The sequence below is a fragment of the Enterococcus sp. DIV0755f genome (genome assembly GCF_051713725.1).
Taxonomy (GTDB): Bacteria; Bacillota; Bacilli; order Lactobacillales; family Enterococcaceae; genus Enterococcus_D; species Enterococcus_D casseliflavus.
In genome coordinates, this window is record NZ_JBIOQL010000001.1 from 2368368 (window position 1) to 2383070 (window position 14703).

Consider the following 14703-nt stretch of genomic DNA (forward strand, 5'->3'; position numbering starts at 1 on the left):
CTCCTTAAATTTTTTATTTTAAATAATTCAAAATTTCTTCCATAGTTTGTTCAGAACCAATTCCCGTTAAAATAGGCATTCCCTTTACCACAGGAACTTCACCAGTCTGACCTTCAAATTGACCAGTTGTCACTAACAAGTCATAGTCTTGAACTTTACTAGGTACTTCCATCAGTTTGGTTTGGGTTGTGGAAGCCTCAACTCCATGTTCATTCAGATAATCCTTCACTTTTGATGCTACTACGGTTGAAGTCGCAATCCCATTCCCACAAGCAATTAAAATTCTTTTCATTTTCATTTCCTCCTATTTTTTAGGCTATCGCCTTTTTTAATAATGTTAGCAATTTTAGATCCGAATTCGCCGCCGTCATTTGTTCACGAAGTGGCTCATCTTGAATAATACTGACAATCTTTTGTAACATCTCCACTTGGCCGTGCGGTTCACCGATGGCCATCATGATAACAATTTTAGTAGGTAAAATGACTTGATTATCTTCCATATTGCGAAACCCTACAGCTGTTTCTAAGGTTGCAATCGCCAAAGTTGTTTGATTGACCAAATCAAAATTTGCATGAGGAATTGCTACGCCGGGCTGTGTCGAAGGTAAACCGGTTGGATATTCGGACTCGCGTAACTGTATTGCTTCGATATAATCTTCTTTGACATAGCCTCGTTGGTATAGTTCATTCGCTAAAAAAGCAAGGACTTCTTTATCACTGCCTGCTTTTATATTTCGAAATACTAGTTCTTCGTTCAGTTGCAATTCCATTTGTTTTCCTCCTTAAATCTCTGTCGCTAATTTCTGTAGTGATAGCGCTAGTTTTGCTGGGTCAGCAGCTTGCAAGTCTTGCGATTGAAAAAGATTGGAACCTAAACCAAGATAACTCGCTCCATGGTCAAAATATTCCTTGGCGTTAGAAATCGAAATTCCACCAACACCCATCAAAGGTAGCTTGCCCAATGGAGCTTGCACATCTGAGAAAAAGCGTGGTGTCACAACTGCAGCGGGGAAAACTTTAACGATATCCGCTCCATCTGTAAACATCTCATTGATCTCAGAAGGGCTCATTGCCGCCGGTACTGAGAGCACTTGCTCTTTCCTTGCAAAATCCATTATTTGCTTCGTAAAACGATGGGGACCTAATAAAAAACGAGCCCCAGCTGCGACGGCTTTTTGGGCGTCAGGTAACGTTCTTACTGTTCCTGCCCCAATGAGAATAGTTTCACCAAATAATTTGCTTAACTTGTTGATATGTTCTAGAGCCCCTAAAGTGTTTAATGTGATTTCAACTGCAAACTCTTTCTCAAGCCCACTCATTGCCGTTAAAACTGCATAAGCTTGTTCATATGTGTAACCCCTCATAATAATTGTAAAGCGTGGGTAATCTTCTACTTTCATCGTTTTCCTCCTAAGTCACTTGTCTAATTAGCTGATAAGCTGTTTTCGTATCTGAGCTTTCCTTCAAACGATTTAAAAACGTAGAATCATTACTAATATCTGCTAACTGATTCACAGCTTTCAAATGTTTCGTCAAATCATAAAACGATAATGGATAAATAAAATGGATTTTTTTACCGTTTGGAAAAGCGATTGGCTCAGCAGCAATCAATAGACTTATCCCGTCTTTTAACACGCCATTTTGTGGTGCTGTATGCGGGATACACGTTTGACTCCCTAAATACCCAGCGTATCCTTGTTCTTCGATTTGATCCAAACAATCTTGAATAAACAGCTCTGTAATCATCTGATTTTCTAACAAAGGATGGCAAGCAAATTTCACTGCTTGTTGCCAAGTTAGCTTCTCTGACGTTCTTCTTATAAAATCGGGTTTCAAATAATCAGTCAATGATGGTAACGCTTTAAAATTTTCTAAAGGTGAATCTTGCTTTTGCTTCAATAAAAAGTACTCTAACTCTTCCCTTAGTTGTTTCGTATCATTTACTTGAGCATATGTGCGAATCACCGAAAACAACTCATCAACTGAGCGGTCTACTTCATTTAATCCTAACTCTTTTAACACACGGTATCGCAGACTGATCTGCTGCTTATAAGTCATGATAGGATCAATAATAAATTGCGGTAATTCACTGTTTAATGCAGTAGTTGTAAAAACCAAGTCATAATCCGTTCCAAATTTATAAAAATCTCTTACTGAAAATGAAGCTAAAAAATGCAACTCGGGAAATAGTTTTTTTAAATTTTCTCTCATCAGTTTTGAAACCATAACCCCATTTGCACAGACAACTACTGCCCTTGGTAATTGCGCTGCTATTTGACGAGGACTCATTAATTGAAAACCAAAGTAATAAGATAGAAGTGCCAACTCATCATTTGGAAACGCTCGGCCTAACCAGTTTTCTGTGGGAACAATCAGCTCCTTCATAAGATCCTTCAAAATTGCATGGTTGCTATCTTGAACTAAGCTATCAAGGGAGTACATACCCAAGCTCAAATTGTATTTTATACGAAAACACGCTGGACGCAGATGGCCCAAAATCCGACGTTCAAATGCCTCTCTATCTTCAATCATAATTAGTGTTTGGTTTTGAAAACTTGTAACCATTTCACTGATCAAACATCTTAATTCACTATCTGAATCAAATACTTGAGTCGTCTTACGTTCAAAAATATTAGATGTCAAAAATAGCAGAGCTAGCCAAGAAAGATAGTTAGGAGACATGCTGGGCCAAGGTGTATCTTGAAGCAAAATAGTCAGAACTTTATATTCTGGAGTTTTTCGAATCTCTATTTGTACCATTTCATCTTTTGAAGCAATCGGTGAAGTTGCACGTTGCAAGGTCATTCTTACAGCTGATTGCAGATAATCAATAGATTCATCTGAATACCTTAAATGAAGCAATTGCTCCATGTTATGTATCAAATGAACAACCTCTTCTTCGAGAATAGTCGGTGCCAATTTTCCTTTAATATCATCAAGACGAAATAATGAATGCTGCTTAATTAAATCAGAGAGCAGTTGTAAGATTCTCCTTTCCAATCCTTGCAGTTGATAACCGCTTTGACGATCATAGTGAATGGACAGGGCGTATTTGCTAACAAACTGCTTCGCTTTCTTTAAATCTTCTTGAATCGTATTGCGACTTACCGATAAGAGCTGTGTAAAATGATCCATGCCAATGTAATCGGTATTAGTACATAAATAACTTAACATGATGGCAATCCGCTCATATTCAGAGAAAATTGTAACCATGGCAGAAGAATCTTCTTTATTTTGTTCAAGAGAAATCATTCGTAACACTTCTAAAGGAATAATAAAATCTCCCATATGATTACGCCTGATTTGAGGCAAACCGTTTTCAAGTAACTCCTCATTAAATTGCTTAATGGAATAATTAATCTGTCTTCTTGTTAAAGAAAGTGATGTGGTTAACTCTGCCATCTTTGTCTCGGGTTTTTTTACCAATCGTGTGAGAATTCTTCGGATCCGTTCATTCATTTGATTCCCTCCTGATGAAATCATTATAGCTTTGATTCTTCGTAAAAAGATGTATAATTGAAAGCGTTTTTTGTCATAGTTGTTTTTTCTTTTTGTCCTAGTAAAACTATTTTTGATAAATCGCTGCTTGGAACCGACAAATTAAAAAAGTCCTCTATCAGCAAAAGTACAGCGAGATTTTTTATCTATTGCATTATTATCTCCAAAATAAAAAAAGGACGAACTCCCTTTAGTAAGGGGATTCGTCCTTTCCATTTATTGTTTAGGATAAAAAGTTTTAAAAACTAGAGAACCTTTTTTAATTGCGTATTTCGGTTAAAAATTTACGGGCTTGCTCTTGGTTCATTTGAGTCGCAGCTCGCAGCTTAGCTGCCAGCTGTTCAATCTCGGTTCCTTTTGCTCCAACTGAAATAGCTAATGAACGGGCTTGCATGCTCATATGGCCTTGCTGGATACCTTCTGAAACCAATGCCCGCAACGCGGCCAGATTTTGAACCAACCCGACACTTGCCGCCAGCGAAGCTAACTCACTCGCCGTTTCAACACCAGTCAATGCCAACGCAGCTTGGGCTTTTGGCAATATTTTTGTGGCACCCCCGACTGTGGCGATCGCCAACGGCAGTGTGATACTACCAATCAAACGGTCTTCTATGATGGTCCAGGAAGTCAACCCTTGCATGCGGCCATTACGGGCAGCATAGCCATGACAAGCAGCAGAAACGGCGCGAGTGTCGTTTCCGGTAGCCAAAATCAGCGCTTCAACCCCATTCATGATCCCTTTGTTATGGGTAGCGGCACGATATGGATCGATCTTGGCAAAATCAGCTGCATGAACAATTTTTTCGGCAACTTGTCTGCCATTTCCGGTCTTGCTCAATTTGTCAAAAGGCACTGAGCAAGTGGCTGTTACTAACGATTCCGTAGCGAGATTGCTTAAAATACTAAAGAGAATTTCTTCTTCTGGGAACCATTTGCGAAAAAGCTCTGCCACTCCTTCTAAAATTGAATTGATGATATTGGCGCCCATCGCATCTTTGACATCAACCATTAAATCGATCGACACATAAGCGGTTGCTAAGTCAGATTCTGCTGGCGAGAAGTTCCGACCGATCACTCTTCGCAATCCACCGCCGCGTTTCACGATGGAAGGATACGTCTCATTCGCCACTGCAAAGATCGTTGCTTGCTCGGATTCAACTTTTGCCAAAATCGCTTCCGGATCCTGAACATCCATAAAGACGATCTGGCCTCGAAGCAAACGTTCTTGACTGGTCGTCGTAATGGGCCCAGCCATTTTTGCTCCATTGCTCATCGCTGCGATCACCGAGGGTTCTTCTGTGGCTAACGGGACAGTGTATGCTTTGCCATTCACTTGCAGGTTCAGCCCTACGCCTAACGGGATCTCTACTTCACTGATTTGGTTTTCGATCAAGTGATTAGCAGTTTCCTTGTTTAGCGTCATTTCTTGAAAAACCAAGGATTCTGCTGCTGTGATCGCTCCTTGTGCTTCAAGAAAGGCTAATCGTTCATTAGGCGCGAGGGCGTAAAACTTTTTTTTTTCTGTTTTTTCTGATGCCGACTCTTCATCAAAATTCGTTTGACTTGCTGTCGCCGAAGGATTTTCTAACAGCATCGCTAGCCCTAATCCGCCACCGACACACAAAGAGGCGATTCCATAGCGCTCTTGGGTGTCTTTTAGCTGATAAGCGACGGTCGTTGCGATCCGCGCGCCAGTCGCTCCAATGGCATGTCCCAGTGAAATGCCCCCGCCGTAACGGTTGACTTTCTTCGGATCCAAACCGAGTTCACGTTCTACTACGATCGAAGAAGCTGCAAAGGCTTCATTGATCTCAAAAATACCGATATCTTCAATCGTCAGTGCTTGCTTTTTCAGTAACGTATCGATTGCTTTGATTGGTGAGATTCCCATGATCTCTGGGGCGAAACCGACTTCGACGATCTCTTTGATCACTGCCAGATAAGGAATCTGATGCTCTTCACAATAGCTTTTTGACGCGATCAAGACCATGGCCGCCCCATCATTGATGGTTGAGGCGTTCCCAGCAGTCACCGTACCGTCTTTTTTGAAAACTGTTTTTAATTCAGCTAATTTTTCGACTGTCGTAGCGGCGCGAATGCCTTCGTCCTGTAAAACGGTTCCTGATTTTTCAGTCAACGGCACGATCTCTTGATCAAATTTCTTTGCTGCTTGCGCTTTGGCAGCTTTCATTTGTGAGTGGTAGGCAAACTCATCTTGCTCTTTGCGAGTGATCCCGTATCTTTCTGCTACCGTCTCAGCCGTCAGTCCCATTGGCTTGCTACTGAATGCATCTGTTAATCCGTCATGCATCATTGTTGACACCGGAGCTGAATACTGATCTTCCGCCTTGTTATAATAACTAAAGAGCGGCGCATTCGTCATACTTTCAATCCCACCAGTCAATACGACGGATGCCTTGTTCAATTGAATTTGCTCCATCCCCATTAGAATCGCTTTCATTCCCGAACCACATACTTCGTTGATCGTTGAGGCTGGTATATCTGAGGAAAGCCCACTTTGCAAGGAAACTTGGCGTCCTGGATTTTGACCACTGCCTGCTTGTAGCACATTTCCGATAATCACTTGTGCGATATGTTCTTTTGCTTGTTGGTTTCTTGCCAACAAGGCTTTTGCAGCGACTGTTCCTAATTCTACCGCTGTATATTCTTTTAATGACCCATGGTATTTGCCAATTGGCGTTCTTAGTGCGTCGATAATGACAACTTCTTCCACGTACGTCACCTCCTCTTGAAATATATCATTAAATCCTCCAAAAAAGAATACCCCACATTCGGTTGTCGCACCCTTTTCTACTTTCTTTAATAAAGTTTAAATTCTAATCAATTCTTTTTCATTTTTTTCAAAAAATATGATACCTTAGAACGTGTAGCCTACTAAGTATGTAGAACATAAAGGAGCGACGGAATGAACGTTGGTATTGATAAAATAAATTTTTTTGTCCCCCCCTATTTTATAGATATGGTTGATCTAGCTCACGCCCGAGAGGTAGACCCGAATAAATTTACGATCGGGATCGGTCAAGATCAAATGGCGGTCAATAAAAAAACACAAGATATCGTCACCTTTGCCATGCACGCGGCAAAAGATATCCTTACGAAAGAAGATTTACAAGCAATTGATATGGTGATCGTCGGGACAGAATCTGGCATCGATGAATCAAAAGCTTCGGCAGTGGTTTTGCATCGCCTATTAGGTATCCAGCCATTTGCACGGTCCTTTGAAATCAAAGAGGCGTGTTACGGCGCAACGGCGGGCTTACAATTTGCCAAAGCCCATGTACAAGCCAATCCACAAAGCAAAGTTTTGGTCGTGGCTTCAGATATCGCCCGTTATGGCTTAGCTTCTGGTGGCGAGCCCACTCAAGGTGTGGGCGCTGTTGCTATGTTGATCTCGGCGGATCCAGCAATTTTGCAGCTTGAAAATGATAATTTGATGTTGACGCAAGATATTTATGATTTTTGGCGTCCAGTAGGACATCAATATCCAATGGTAGATGGTCATTTGTCAAATGCCGTTTATATCGATTCTTTCAAACAAGTTTGGCAAGCCCATTGCGAAAAAAATCAGCGGACAGCAAAAGATTATGCGGCTTTGAGCTTCCATATCCCTTATACAAAAATGGGTAAAAAAGCCTTGTTGGCTGTTTTTGCCGAAGAAGATGAAACAGAACAAAAACGCCTGATGGCTCGCTATGAAGAATCGATCGTTTACAGCCGTCGTACCGGTAACTTGTATACTGGTTCACTGTATCTGGGCTTGATCTCTTTATTGGAAAATTCCTCTAGCCTGCAAGCAAATGATCGAATCGGATTATTTAGCTACGGATCAGGAGCGGTTGCTGAATTTTTCAGCGGCTTGTTGGTACCCGGCTATGAAAAACAGTTGGCGCAAGCGGCACACCAAGCGTTGCTCGATGACCGTCAAAAGCTAACGATCGCTGAATACGAAGCGATGTTCAATGAGACGATCGATATCGATCAAGATCAATCCTTCGAAGATGATCTGCTTTATAGTATTCGTGAAATCAAAAATACCATTCGTTATTATAAAGAAGAAAACGAATGACCCTGAAAAAAACTTTGCTTCTTTTTTAGCTAAAAAGCTTGAAGGAACAAAGTTTTTTTCTTTCTTTGAAAATGATTGAAACGAAACTTGTTTTCCAAACATTTTCTGCATGTTATTCAAAAATTTTCAGATAATTCAGGAAAAACATTTGACAGTCCGCTTTTTTTTGTCTATACTAAAATCAATTCAAGTTTGGAGGAACTTTTTATGTTAAACACGACCGTATCCCCACAACTGAATACCTTTTACTTTAGCTACTTTAGATAGTTTGTATTCATATCACATTATGGATGCAAACCAAAAACGAGTTTTGTTTGTATCTATGATGGCTAAAGCATTTTAACTTGAACTTGCAGCCATGTAGAAAATCTTCTAAATGGTTGCCAATATACGTTTACGCTTGGTATAGGATCGAATCCATTTAGACGATTGTCTGAATGGATTTTTTTGTTCAGGTAAACCCCCATAAAAAAAGAGACGATCATAGGAGGAATTACAATGAAAATGAAAAAATGGATCACGACTGGGTTACTGACAGCTTCACTACTGGCATTGGCAGCTTGCGGAGAATCAAGCAACACTTCGGAAGAAAACGACGGAACAAAAACAGTCGGTGTCTTACAATTGGTCGAACATGGCTCCTTGAATGCAGCCTATGAAGGGTTCAAAGAAGGCTTAGCAGAAGCGGGCTACACGGAAGGTGAAAACCTAACGATTGAATACCAAAATGCGCAAAACAGTCAAGACAATTTAAAAAGTATGAGCGAACGCCTAGTGAATGCCTCACCAGATCTTTTATTAGGCATTGCCACCCCTGCTGCTGTATCTTTAGCAAATGAAACCACCGATACCCCAATCGTAGTTACCGCAGTCACTGATTTAGTTGGAGCGAAATTGGCCGATTCAAATGAAGAACCTGGTCGCAACATCACCGGTACTTCAGACATGGTGCCGATTGAGCAACAGATCAACTTGCTGTTAAGCATCGTGCCTGATGCTAAAACGATCGGCATTATGTATAACGCAGGTGAAGCCAATTCAAAAATCCAAGCTGACTTGGCAGAAGAAGCCTTAAAAGCTGCGGGCGTTGATGTAAAAGTATTGACCGCCAATACAACCAATGATGTGCAACAAGTAACCACCAGCCTTGCAAAAGATGTTGACGGCATTTATGTTCCAACAGATAATACCTTTGCCTCTGCTGCTGCAATCGTCGGCGAAGTGGCCAAAGAAACCAAAACACCGATCGTCGCTGGTTCCGTAGAACAAGTCGATGATGGTGCCCTAGCAACTTACGGTATTGATTATAAATCCCTTGGCATTCAAACAGGGAAACTAGCGGCGAAAATTTTGGATGGCGATGCAGAGCCAGCAACGACGCCCGTTGAAACAGCGGATAATTTAGAGTTAGTCGTCAATGAAGAGATGGCTGCTGCTTTAGGGATTGATCCTGCCAGCATCACTGCACCAGAATAACCATACTAACTTAGATTTGAGGAAATCATATGAATTTAGTCGACACATTCTTGCTCTTACTACAATCTGCCACCTCTCAAGGGATCCTTTGGGCATTGCTGGCGATTGGTGTATTTTTAACCTTTCGTATTTTAGATATCGCTGATTTAACTGCAGAAGGGAGTTTCCCCTTAGGCGCTGGGATCGCAGCAATCAGTATTACGAATGGTATCTCGCCTATTTTAGCGAGTCTGATGGGCTTTGGCGGCGGCATGGTAGCCGGCTTAGTATCTGGTCTGCTGCACACAAAACTAAAAATCCCTGCCTTATTGGCGGGGATCATCACGATGACTGGACTGTATTCCATCACAAATCGTGTGATGGGTGCTCCCAACATCGCCTTGCTGGGGCAAGACACGGTCTTCACCCAATTTCAAGCCATGGGACTGACCAAAAACAATGCCGTGATTCTTGCAGGCTTTCTCTTCGCGGCAATCTTCATTTTGTGCTTGTTCCTCTTTTTCCGTACAGAGATCGGCTTAGCATTGCGAGCGACGGGCGACAATTTAGCTATGAGCGAGGCCAACGGCATCAACACTGATAACATGAAGATTATCGGCTATATGATCTCTAATGGCTGTATCGCCCTCTCTGGTGCCCTCTTAGCCCAAAACAATGGCTTCGCTGATTTGAACTCAGGGATCGGTACGATCGTGATCGGTTTAGCATCGATCATTATTGCAGAAGTTTTATTTGCCAATAAATCTTTGCTTTTGCGATTGATCACCATCGTGATCGGGGCAATCGTTTATCGCTTTATCTTGGCCGTCGTATTCGAATTCAATGTCGAGGCCAACGATATCAAATTGGCATCTGCAATCGTCTTAGTCATCTGCCTCTCCTTACCGCAGCTTCGTTCAAAACTAGGACTTAAAAAGATGCTGCCAAAAACCAAAGGAGGCCAATCCTAATGACTTCAGTCTTAACAATCGAGAATCTACACCAAACCTTTGAAAAAGGAACGATCAATGAAAACCATGTCTTGCGAGGCATTGACCTGACGATGAATACCGGTGATTTTATTACGATCATCGGTGGGAATGGTGCTGGAAAATCGACCCTCTTAAACAGTATCGCAGGAACGATCCCAACAGAACAAGGAAAAATCACCTTAGATGGGAAAGACATTACTCGTTTATCCGTGACCAAACGGTCAAAAGATATTAGTCGGGTCTTTCAAGATCCACGTATGGGGACCGCGGTTCGTTTGACCGTTGAAGAAAATTTAGCATTGGCTTACAAACGCGGCCAAGTCCGCGGATTTGCAACAGGCGTCAAAGCGAAAAACCGCGCGTTTTTCCAAGAGAAGTTAGCCAGCCTAAACTTAGGCTTAGAAAATCGCCTTTCTGCTGAGATCGGTTTGCTATCAGGCGGACAGCGGCAAGCCATCACCCTCTTGATGGCAACGTTGCAGCAGCCTAAATTGATGTTATTAGATGAACATACCGCGGCCCTTGATCCTAAAACCTCATTGACGGTCATGGCATTGACCGATCAGTTGATTCGGTCCCAACAGTTGACGGCTTTCATGGTCACTCATGACATGGAAGATGCCATTCGTTATGGCAATCGCCTGATCATGCTTCATCAAGGCAAGATCGTCGTAGACATTGCCGGTGAGCAAAAGCAGCATTTGACGGTCCCTGAATTGATGGAAATGTTCCATCAAAATAGTGGTGCTGAGTTGAAAGATGACCAACTGCTCTTACGCTTTTAACAAGCAAAAAAGGCACGTAGAAAGAATCCTCCTTTCTACGTGCCTTTTGCTGTAATCACACTGCTTGCAAAAGCCTTACTTCGCTTCATTTTCTGCAATGATGTCCGTTACCTTCATCAAGCGAGTCAATGTTGCTCGTTCGTCTTCTGCCAGATTGCTTTCGATGTATTGAATGGTTTCTGTCAGCTTGGGAATCGTCATATACTCTAACGCATTGACTCTTCGTCTCGTCCGTTCGATCTCATTGGCCATCAGTTGACAGGTTTTCTCGATCTCGGCCAACTGCAGCATCACTGGTAGCATTTGATCCAGATGGGACAACGAGAGATCCAGCTCACTGGTGGTACTCACAAAACCGTAGGAAAAATCATCATCCGAGCTTTCTTCTTCGTAAACAGGGTTCAACACTGGCACATCCATATTCATGATGGTTCGGCTTTGCACATCTAAGGTCACTTTATTCAAAGGGATCATAAAGGCTTCTTGCAAAACGACATCGGGAATACTACTAGAAGCCAGCACATACTCTTCCATTCCTGCTTGCAATGCGGTCTCCATCTTTTTACGAAGTTCCTGGTTTTTCTTTACTAGCTGAATGAACTGACGTACTAGCTCATCTTGCTTGTCTTTCAATAATTTGTGACCACGGGTTGCCGTCGTCAGCCGCTTTTTCAAACGACTTAGTTCCATCCGTGTCGGATTGACATTTAAGATCGCCATTAAGAACTCACATCCTCGTCCGTTGGGTAATAGGCGTCGATAAATTCTTCTTTGATACGGCTCAACTCTTGTTTTGGCAAGGTAGCTAATAGCTTCCAGCCTAAATCTAACGTTTCTTCAATCGTCCGATTGGTTTCAAATCCTTGATTGACGTACTCTTTTTCAAAAAGATCAGCAAAGCGCGCGTACTTTTTATCAAGATCAGATAAGGCAGACTCGCCTAAAACGATCGATAGCTCTTTGGCAGCTTTCCCATCGGAATAGGCGGCATAGATTTGATTCATCGTTGCCGCATGATCGGCACGGGTCTTACCTTCTCCCGTTCCTTTGTCCTTCAACCGTGAAAGACTTGGTAAAATATCCACTGGCGGGTTGATATTACGCTTGTAAAGGTCCCGCGACAAAATAATTTGTCCTTCCGTGATATAGCCGGTCAAATCAGGAATCGGGTGGGTTTTATCGCCATCTGGCATCGTTAAGATCGGTATTTGTGTGACCGATCCTTCTTTGCCCATCAAACGTCCTGCCCGTTCATACAGCGTCGCTAAATTGGTGTATAGATACCCTGGATAGCCGCGACGTCCTGGAACTTCTCGGCGGGCAGCGGAGATTTCTCGCAACGCTTCACAGTAATTCGTCATATCGGTCATGATCACTAAGACGTGCATGCCTTTTTCAAAAGCCAAATACTCTGCTGCGGTCAATGCCATCTTAGGTGTAGCGATCCGTTCGATTGCTGGATCATTGGCAAGGTTCATAAACAAAACAGAACGATCTAACGCACCGGTTTTGCGGAATTCATCCACGAAAAATTCAGCTTCTTCAAAAGGGATCCCAATTGCTGCGAAGACGATCGCGAAATTGCCTTCTTGGCTAGGTACTGTTGCTTGTCGTGCGATTTGAGCAGCGATCTCTTTATGAGGCAAACCAGACGCAGAAAAAATTGGTAGTTTTTGTCCACGAACTAATGTATTTAAATGATCGATCGTTGAGATCCCCGTTTGGATAAATTCATCTGGGAAGTCCCGCGCCATCGGATTGATGGCTTCACCGTTTACATCGATGCGTTTTTCTGGCAAGATTCTCGGGCCATTATCTTTTGGTTTTCCTAAACCGTCAAACACCCGACCCATCATATCTAGAGAAACTCCTAGCGTCAAACCAGTCCCTAGAAATCTTGCTTTGCTTTCTTCTGCACTCAAATTACTGGTACCTTCAAAGACTTGGACAACAGCATTGTCATCACTGACTTCCAGTACTTGTCCTTGACGGATCTCGCCTGTGTCCATGCGGACCTCAACGAGTTCGTCGAATTTCACGCCTCGAACATTTTCGACCACCATTAAGGGGCCAGCAATTTCGGAAACTGTACGATATTCTTTTAACATCAATGAACACCTCCAGTTTCAATGATTCGTTGTAACATTTCTTTGATGTCATGCTTGATCGTATCCAAGCGAGTCAATTCTTCTTCAGGAATGTATTTGCTGCGGGCGATGCGCTCACGCAGATCGACCGTTCCTTTAGTGATCTCATCTAAGTAAGCACCTAGCTGCAATGCACGCTGTGCTTGTTCATTAAAGTAGAGAATGTTTTCCAGCATTTTGAACTGCTTGTTGCGGGAAGTGTACGTATCGACGTCATCGAAGGCGTTTTGCTGCAAGTAGTCTTGTCTTAAAGAACGAGCAGTCATCATCGTCAAGCGGTCTTTCTGGGAAAGAGAGTCCATCCCTACCAGCTGAACGATTTCTTCTAATCGGCTTTCCTCTTGGAGAATCGCCATTGATTCATTGACTAGCTCCGACCAGCGATCACCTAATAATTGATCCAAATAAGAATTGACTTGATCCTCATAAAGGGAATAGGAATTCATCCAGTTGATGGATGGAAAATGCCGCTTTTGCGCCAACATACTATCCAATGCCCAAAAGACTTTCACGATTCGCAAGGTATTTTGAGTGACCGGTTCTGAGATGTCTCCTCCAGCAGGTGAAACCGCACCGATTGCGGTAATGCTTCCTTCCCGAGGTTGCGTGCCTAATGAATGGAAACGCCCTGCTCGCTCATAGTATTCCGCAATTCGACTTCCAAGGTAAGCTGGATAGCCTTCATCTCCTGGGATCTCTTGCAAGCGTCCACTCATTTCCCGCAGCGCTTCTGCCCAACGAGAAGTTGAATCTGCCATGATGGCAACACTATAGCCCATGTCACGGTAATATTCCGCGATCGTGATTCCTGTATAGATCGAGGCTTCCCGAGCAGCAACTGGCATATTCGACGTATTGGCGATCAATACCGTTCGTTCCATGATCGACTTGCCGGTATTCGGATCGATCAACTCAGGAAATTCGTTCATGACATCCCGCATTTCGTTGCCCCGCTCACCGCAACCGACATAGACCACGATATCCACATCTGACCATTTAGCGATCTGATGCTGAACGACTGTTTTTCCAGCACCAAAAGGTCCAGGAACAGCAGCTGAGCCGCCTTTTGCCACTGGAAAATAGGTGTCGATGACTCGCTGTCCAGTGACTAGCGGTTCGCCTGGATTTAATTTAGCAGTAACTGGCCGCGGTTGACGCACTGGCCATTTCTGAACCATCGTCAAGGATTTTTCACCATCGATGGTTTCTAAAACACAGATCACTTCAGTAATCGCAAAATTTCCCACCATGATTTCTTTGACGGTTCCTTCATAGTTTGGTGGCACCATGATCTTATGCTCGATCACCGAAGTTTCTTGTACTGAACCTAAAATATCACCGGCTTGTACAGTATCGCCGACTTGTACTTGTGGGACGAAGGTCCATTTCTTTTGGCGATTCAGTGGATCGATGGTGACCCCCCGCTCCAAAAAATCACTCTCTGTTTGCGACATAAATGTATCTAATGGTCGTTGGATCCCATCAAACATCTGAGTCAACAAACCTGGTGCTAGTTCGACAGACAATGGTGCGCCTGTCGTTTCTACGGGCTCGCCTGGTCCGATCCCCGCTGTTTCTTCGTATACTTGGATCGAAACCAGCCCTTTTTTGATCTCAATGATCTCACCGATAAGGCCCTTGTCACTGACTTTGCAGATTTCGTGGATTTTTGCGCCACTTAATCCTGAGGCGGTGACCAGTGGTCCCGATACTTTTTCAATTGTGCCAAATGCCACATT

Annotated in this window: 12 protein-coding genes; 4 read left to right on the forward strand and 8 right to left on the reverse strand. The window is 43.0% G+C overall.

Annotated elements, in window-relative coordinates; translation table 11 throughout:
- Positions 1–13 precede the first annotated feature (13 nt).
- The 5 genes from IGI73_RS10785 to IGI73_RS10805 form a co-directional block, all read right to left on the reverse strand.
- Positions 14–292 (reverse strand): PTS sugar transporter subunit IIB, encoded by a 279-nt coding sequence (locus IGI73_RS10785; protein ID WP_005229267.1) that lies wholly within the window; start codon positions 290–292, stop codon positions 14–16.
- Between the two features lie 19 nt (positions 293–311).
- The gene (locus tag IGI73_RS10790) at positions 312–770 is read right to left on the reverse strand and encodes a PTS sugar transporter subunit IIA (protein WP_005229265.1); all 459 of its coding nucleotides are present in this window, start codon (positions 768–770) and stop codon (positions 312–314) included.
- A 12-nt stretch (positions 771–782) separates the two neighbouring features.
- Positions 783–1400, reverse strand: coding sequence for a bifunctional 4-hydroxy-2-oxoglutarate aldolase/2-dehydro-3-deoxy-phosphogluconate aldolase (locus IGI73_RS10795; protein ID WP_428207063.1), 618 nt, complete (start codon positions 1398–1400; stop codon positions 783–785).
- Between the two features lie 10 nt (positions 1401–1410).
- On the reverse strand, positions 1411–3459 hold the full coding sequence (locus IGI73_RS10800) for a BglG family transcription antiterminator (protein ID WP_428207062.1): 2049 nt from the start codon (positions 3457–3459) through the stop codon (positions 1411–1413).
- Positions 3460–3757: 298 nt separating this feature from the next.
- Complete coding sequence (locus IGI73_RS10805) at positions 3758–6232, reverse strand: hydroxymethylglutaryl-CoA reductase, degradative (protein WP_428207061.1); 2475 nt, start codon at positions 6230–6232, stop codon at positions 3758–3760.
- 192 nt (positions 6233–6424) lie between these two features.
- On the opposite strand from IGI73_RS10805, the gene IGI73_RS10810 reads away from it, so the two are divergent.
- The 4 genes from IGI73_RS10810 (at position 6425) to IGI73_RS10825 (ending at position 10817) form a co-directional block, all read left to right on the forward strand.
- On the forward strand, positions 6425–7585 hold the full coding sequence (locus IGI73_RS10810; RefSeq protein ID WP_074536687.1) for a hydroxymethylglutaryl-CoA synthase: 1161 nt from the start codon (positions 6425–6427) through the stop codon (positions 7583–7585).
- A 498-nt stretch (positions 7586–8083) separates the two neighbouring features.
- Complete coding sequence (locus tag IGI73_RS10815; protein ID WP_010749214.1) at positions 8084–9061, forward strand: ABC transporter substrate-binding protein; 978 nt, start codon at positions 8084–8086, stop codon at positions 9059–9061.
- A gap of 29 nt (positions 9062–9090) precedes the next feature.
- On the forward strand, positions 9091–10011 hold the full coding sequence (locus IGI73_RS10820; RefSeq protein WP_428207060.1) for an ABC transporter permease: 921 nt from the start codon (positions 9091–9093) through the stop codon (positions 10009–10011).
- Entirely contained in the window at positions 10011–10817 is an 807-nt protein-coding gene (locus IGI73_RS10825) for an ABC transporter ATP-binding protein (RefSeq protein ID WP_428207059.1), read from the forward strand. The genes IGI73_RS10820 and IGI73_RS10825 overlap by 1 nt, the downstream gene beginning before the upstream one ends.
- Before the next feature lie 75 nt (positions 10818–10892).
- Here the strand turns inward: IGI73_RS10825 and IGI73_RS10830 are convergent, their stop codons facing one another.
- The 3 genes from IGI73_RS10830 to IGI73_RS10840 are packed head-to-tail and all read right to left on the reverse strand — an operon-like array spanning position 10893 to position 14700.
- Positions 10893–11537: a V-type ATP synthase subunit D gene (locus tag IGI73_RS10830; protein ID WP_005229243.1), complete on the reverse strand. Its 645-nt coding sequence runs from the start codon at positions 11535–11537 to the stop codon at positions 10893–10895.
- Entirely contained in the window at positions 11537–12925 is a 1389-nt protein-coding gene (locus IGI73_RS10835) for a V-type ATP synthase subunit B (protein WP_005237151.1), read from the reverse strand. Before IGI73_RS10835 ends, IGI73_RS10830 begins: the two co-directional genes overlap by 1 nt.
- Entirely contained in the window at positions 12925–14700 is a 1776-nt protein-coding gene (locus IGI73_RS10840; RefSeq protein WP_428207058.1) for a V-type ATP synthase subunit A, read from the reverse strand. The genes IGI73_RS10835 and IGI73_RS10840 overlap by 1 nt, the downstream gene beginning before the upstream one ends.
- Positions 14701–14703 lie beyond the last annotated feature (3 nt).

Coding starts and splice junctions, on each gene's coding strand:
- IGI73_RS10795 (WP_428207063.1), bottom strand. CDS start 1,400: ATGAAAGTAGAAGATTACCCACGCTTTACAATTATTATGAGGGGTTAC.
- IGI73_RS10810 (WP_074536687.1), top strand. CDS start 6,425: ATGAACGTTGGTATTGATAAAATAAATTTTTTTGTCCCCCCCTATTTT.
- IGI73_RS10785 (WP_005229267.1), bottom strand. CDS start 292: ATGAAAAGAATTTTAATTGCTTGTGGGAATGGGATTGCGACTTCAACC.
- IGI73_RS10830 (WP_005229243.1), bottom strand. CDS start 11,537: ATGGCGATCTTAAATGTCAATCCGACACGGATGGAACTAAGTCGTTTG.
- IGI73_RS10820 (WP_428207060.1), top strand. CDS start 9,091: ATGAATTTAGTCGACACATTCTTGCTCTTACTACAATCTGCCACCTCT.
- IGI73_RS10835 (WP_005237151.1), bottom strand. CDS start 12,925: ATGTTAAAAGAATATCGTACAGTTTCCGAAATTGCTGGCCCCTTAATG.
- IGI73_RS10800 (WP_428207062.1), bottom strand. CDS start 3,459: ATGAATGAACGGATCCGAAGAATTCTCACACGATTGGTAAAAAAACCC.
- IGI73_RS10825 (WP_428207059.1), top strand. CDS start 10,011: ATGACTTCAGTCTTAACAATCGAGAATCTACACCAAACCTTTGAAAAA.
- IGI73_RS10815 (WP_010749214.1), top strand. CDS start 8,084: ATGAAAATGAAAAAATGGATCACGACTGGGTTACTGACAGCTTCACTA.
- IGI73_RS10790 (WP_005229265.1), bottom strand. CDS start 770: ATGGAATTGCAACTGAACGAAGAACTAGTATTTCGAAATATAAAAGCA.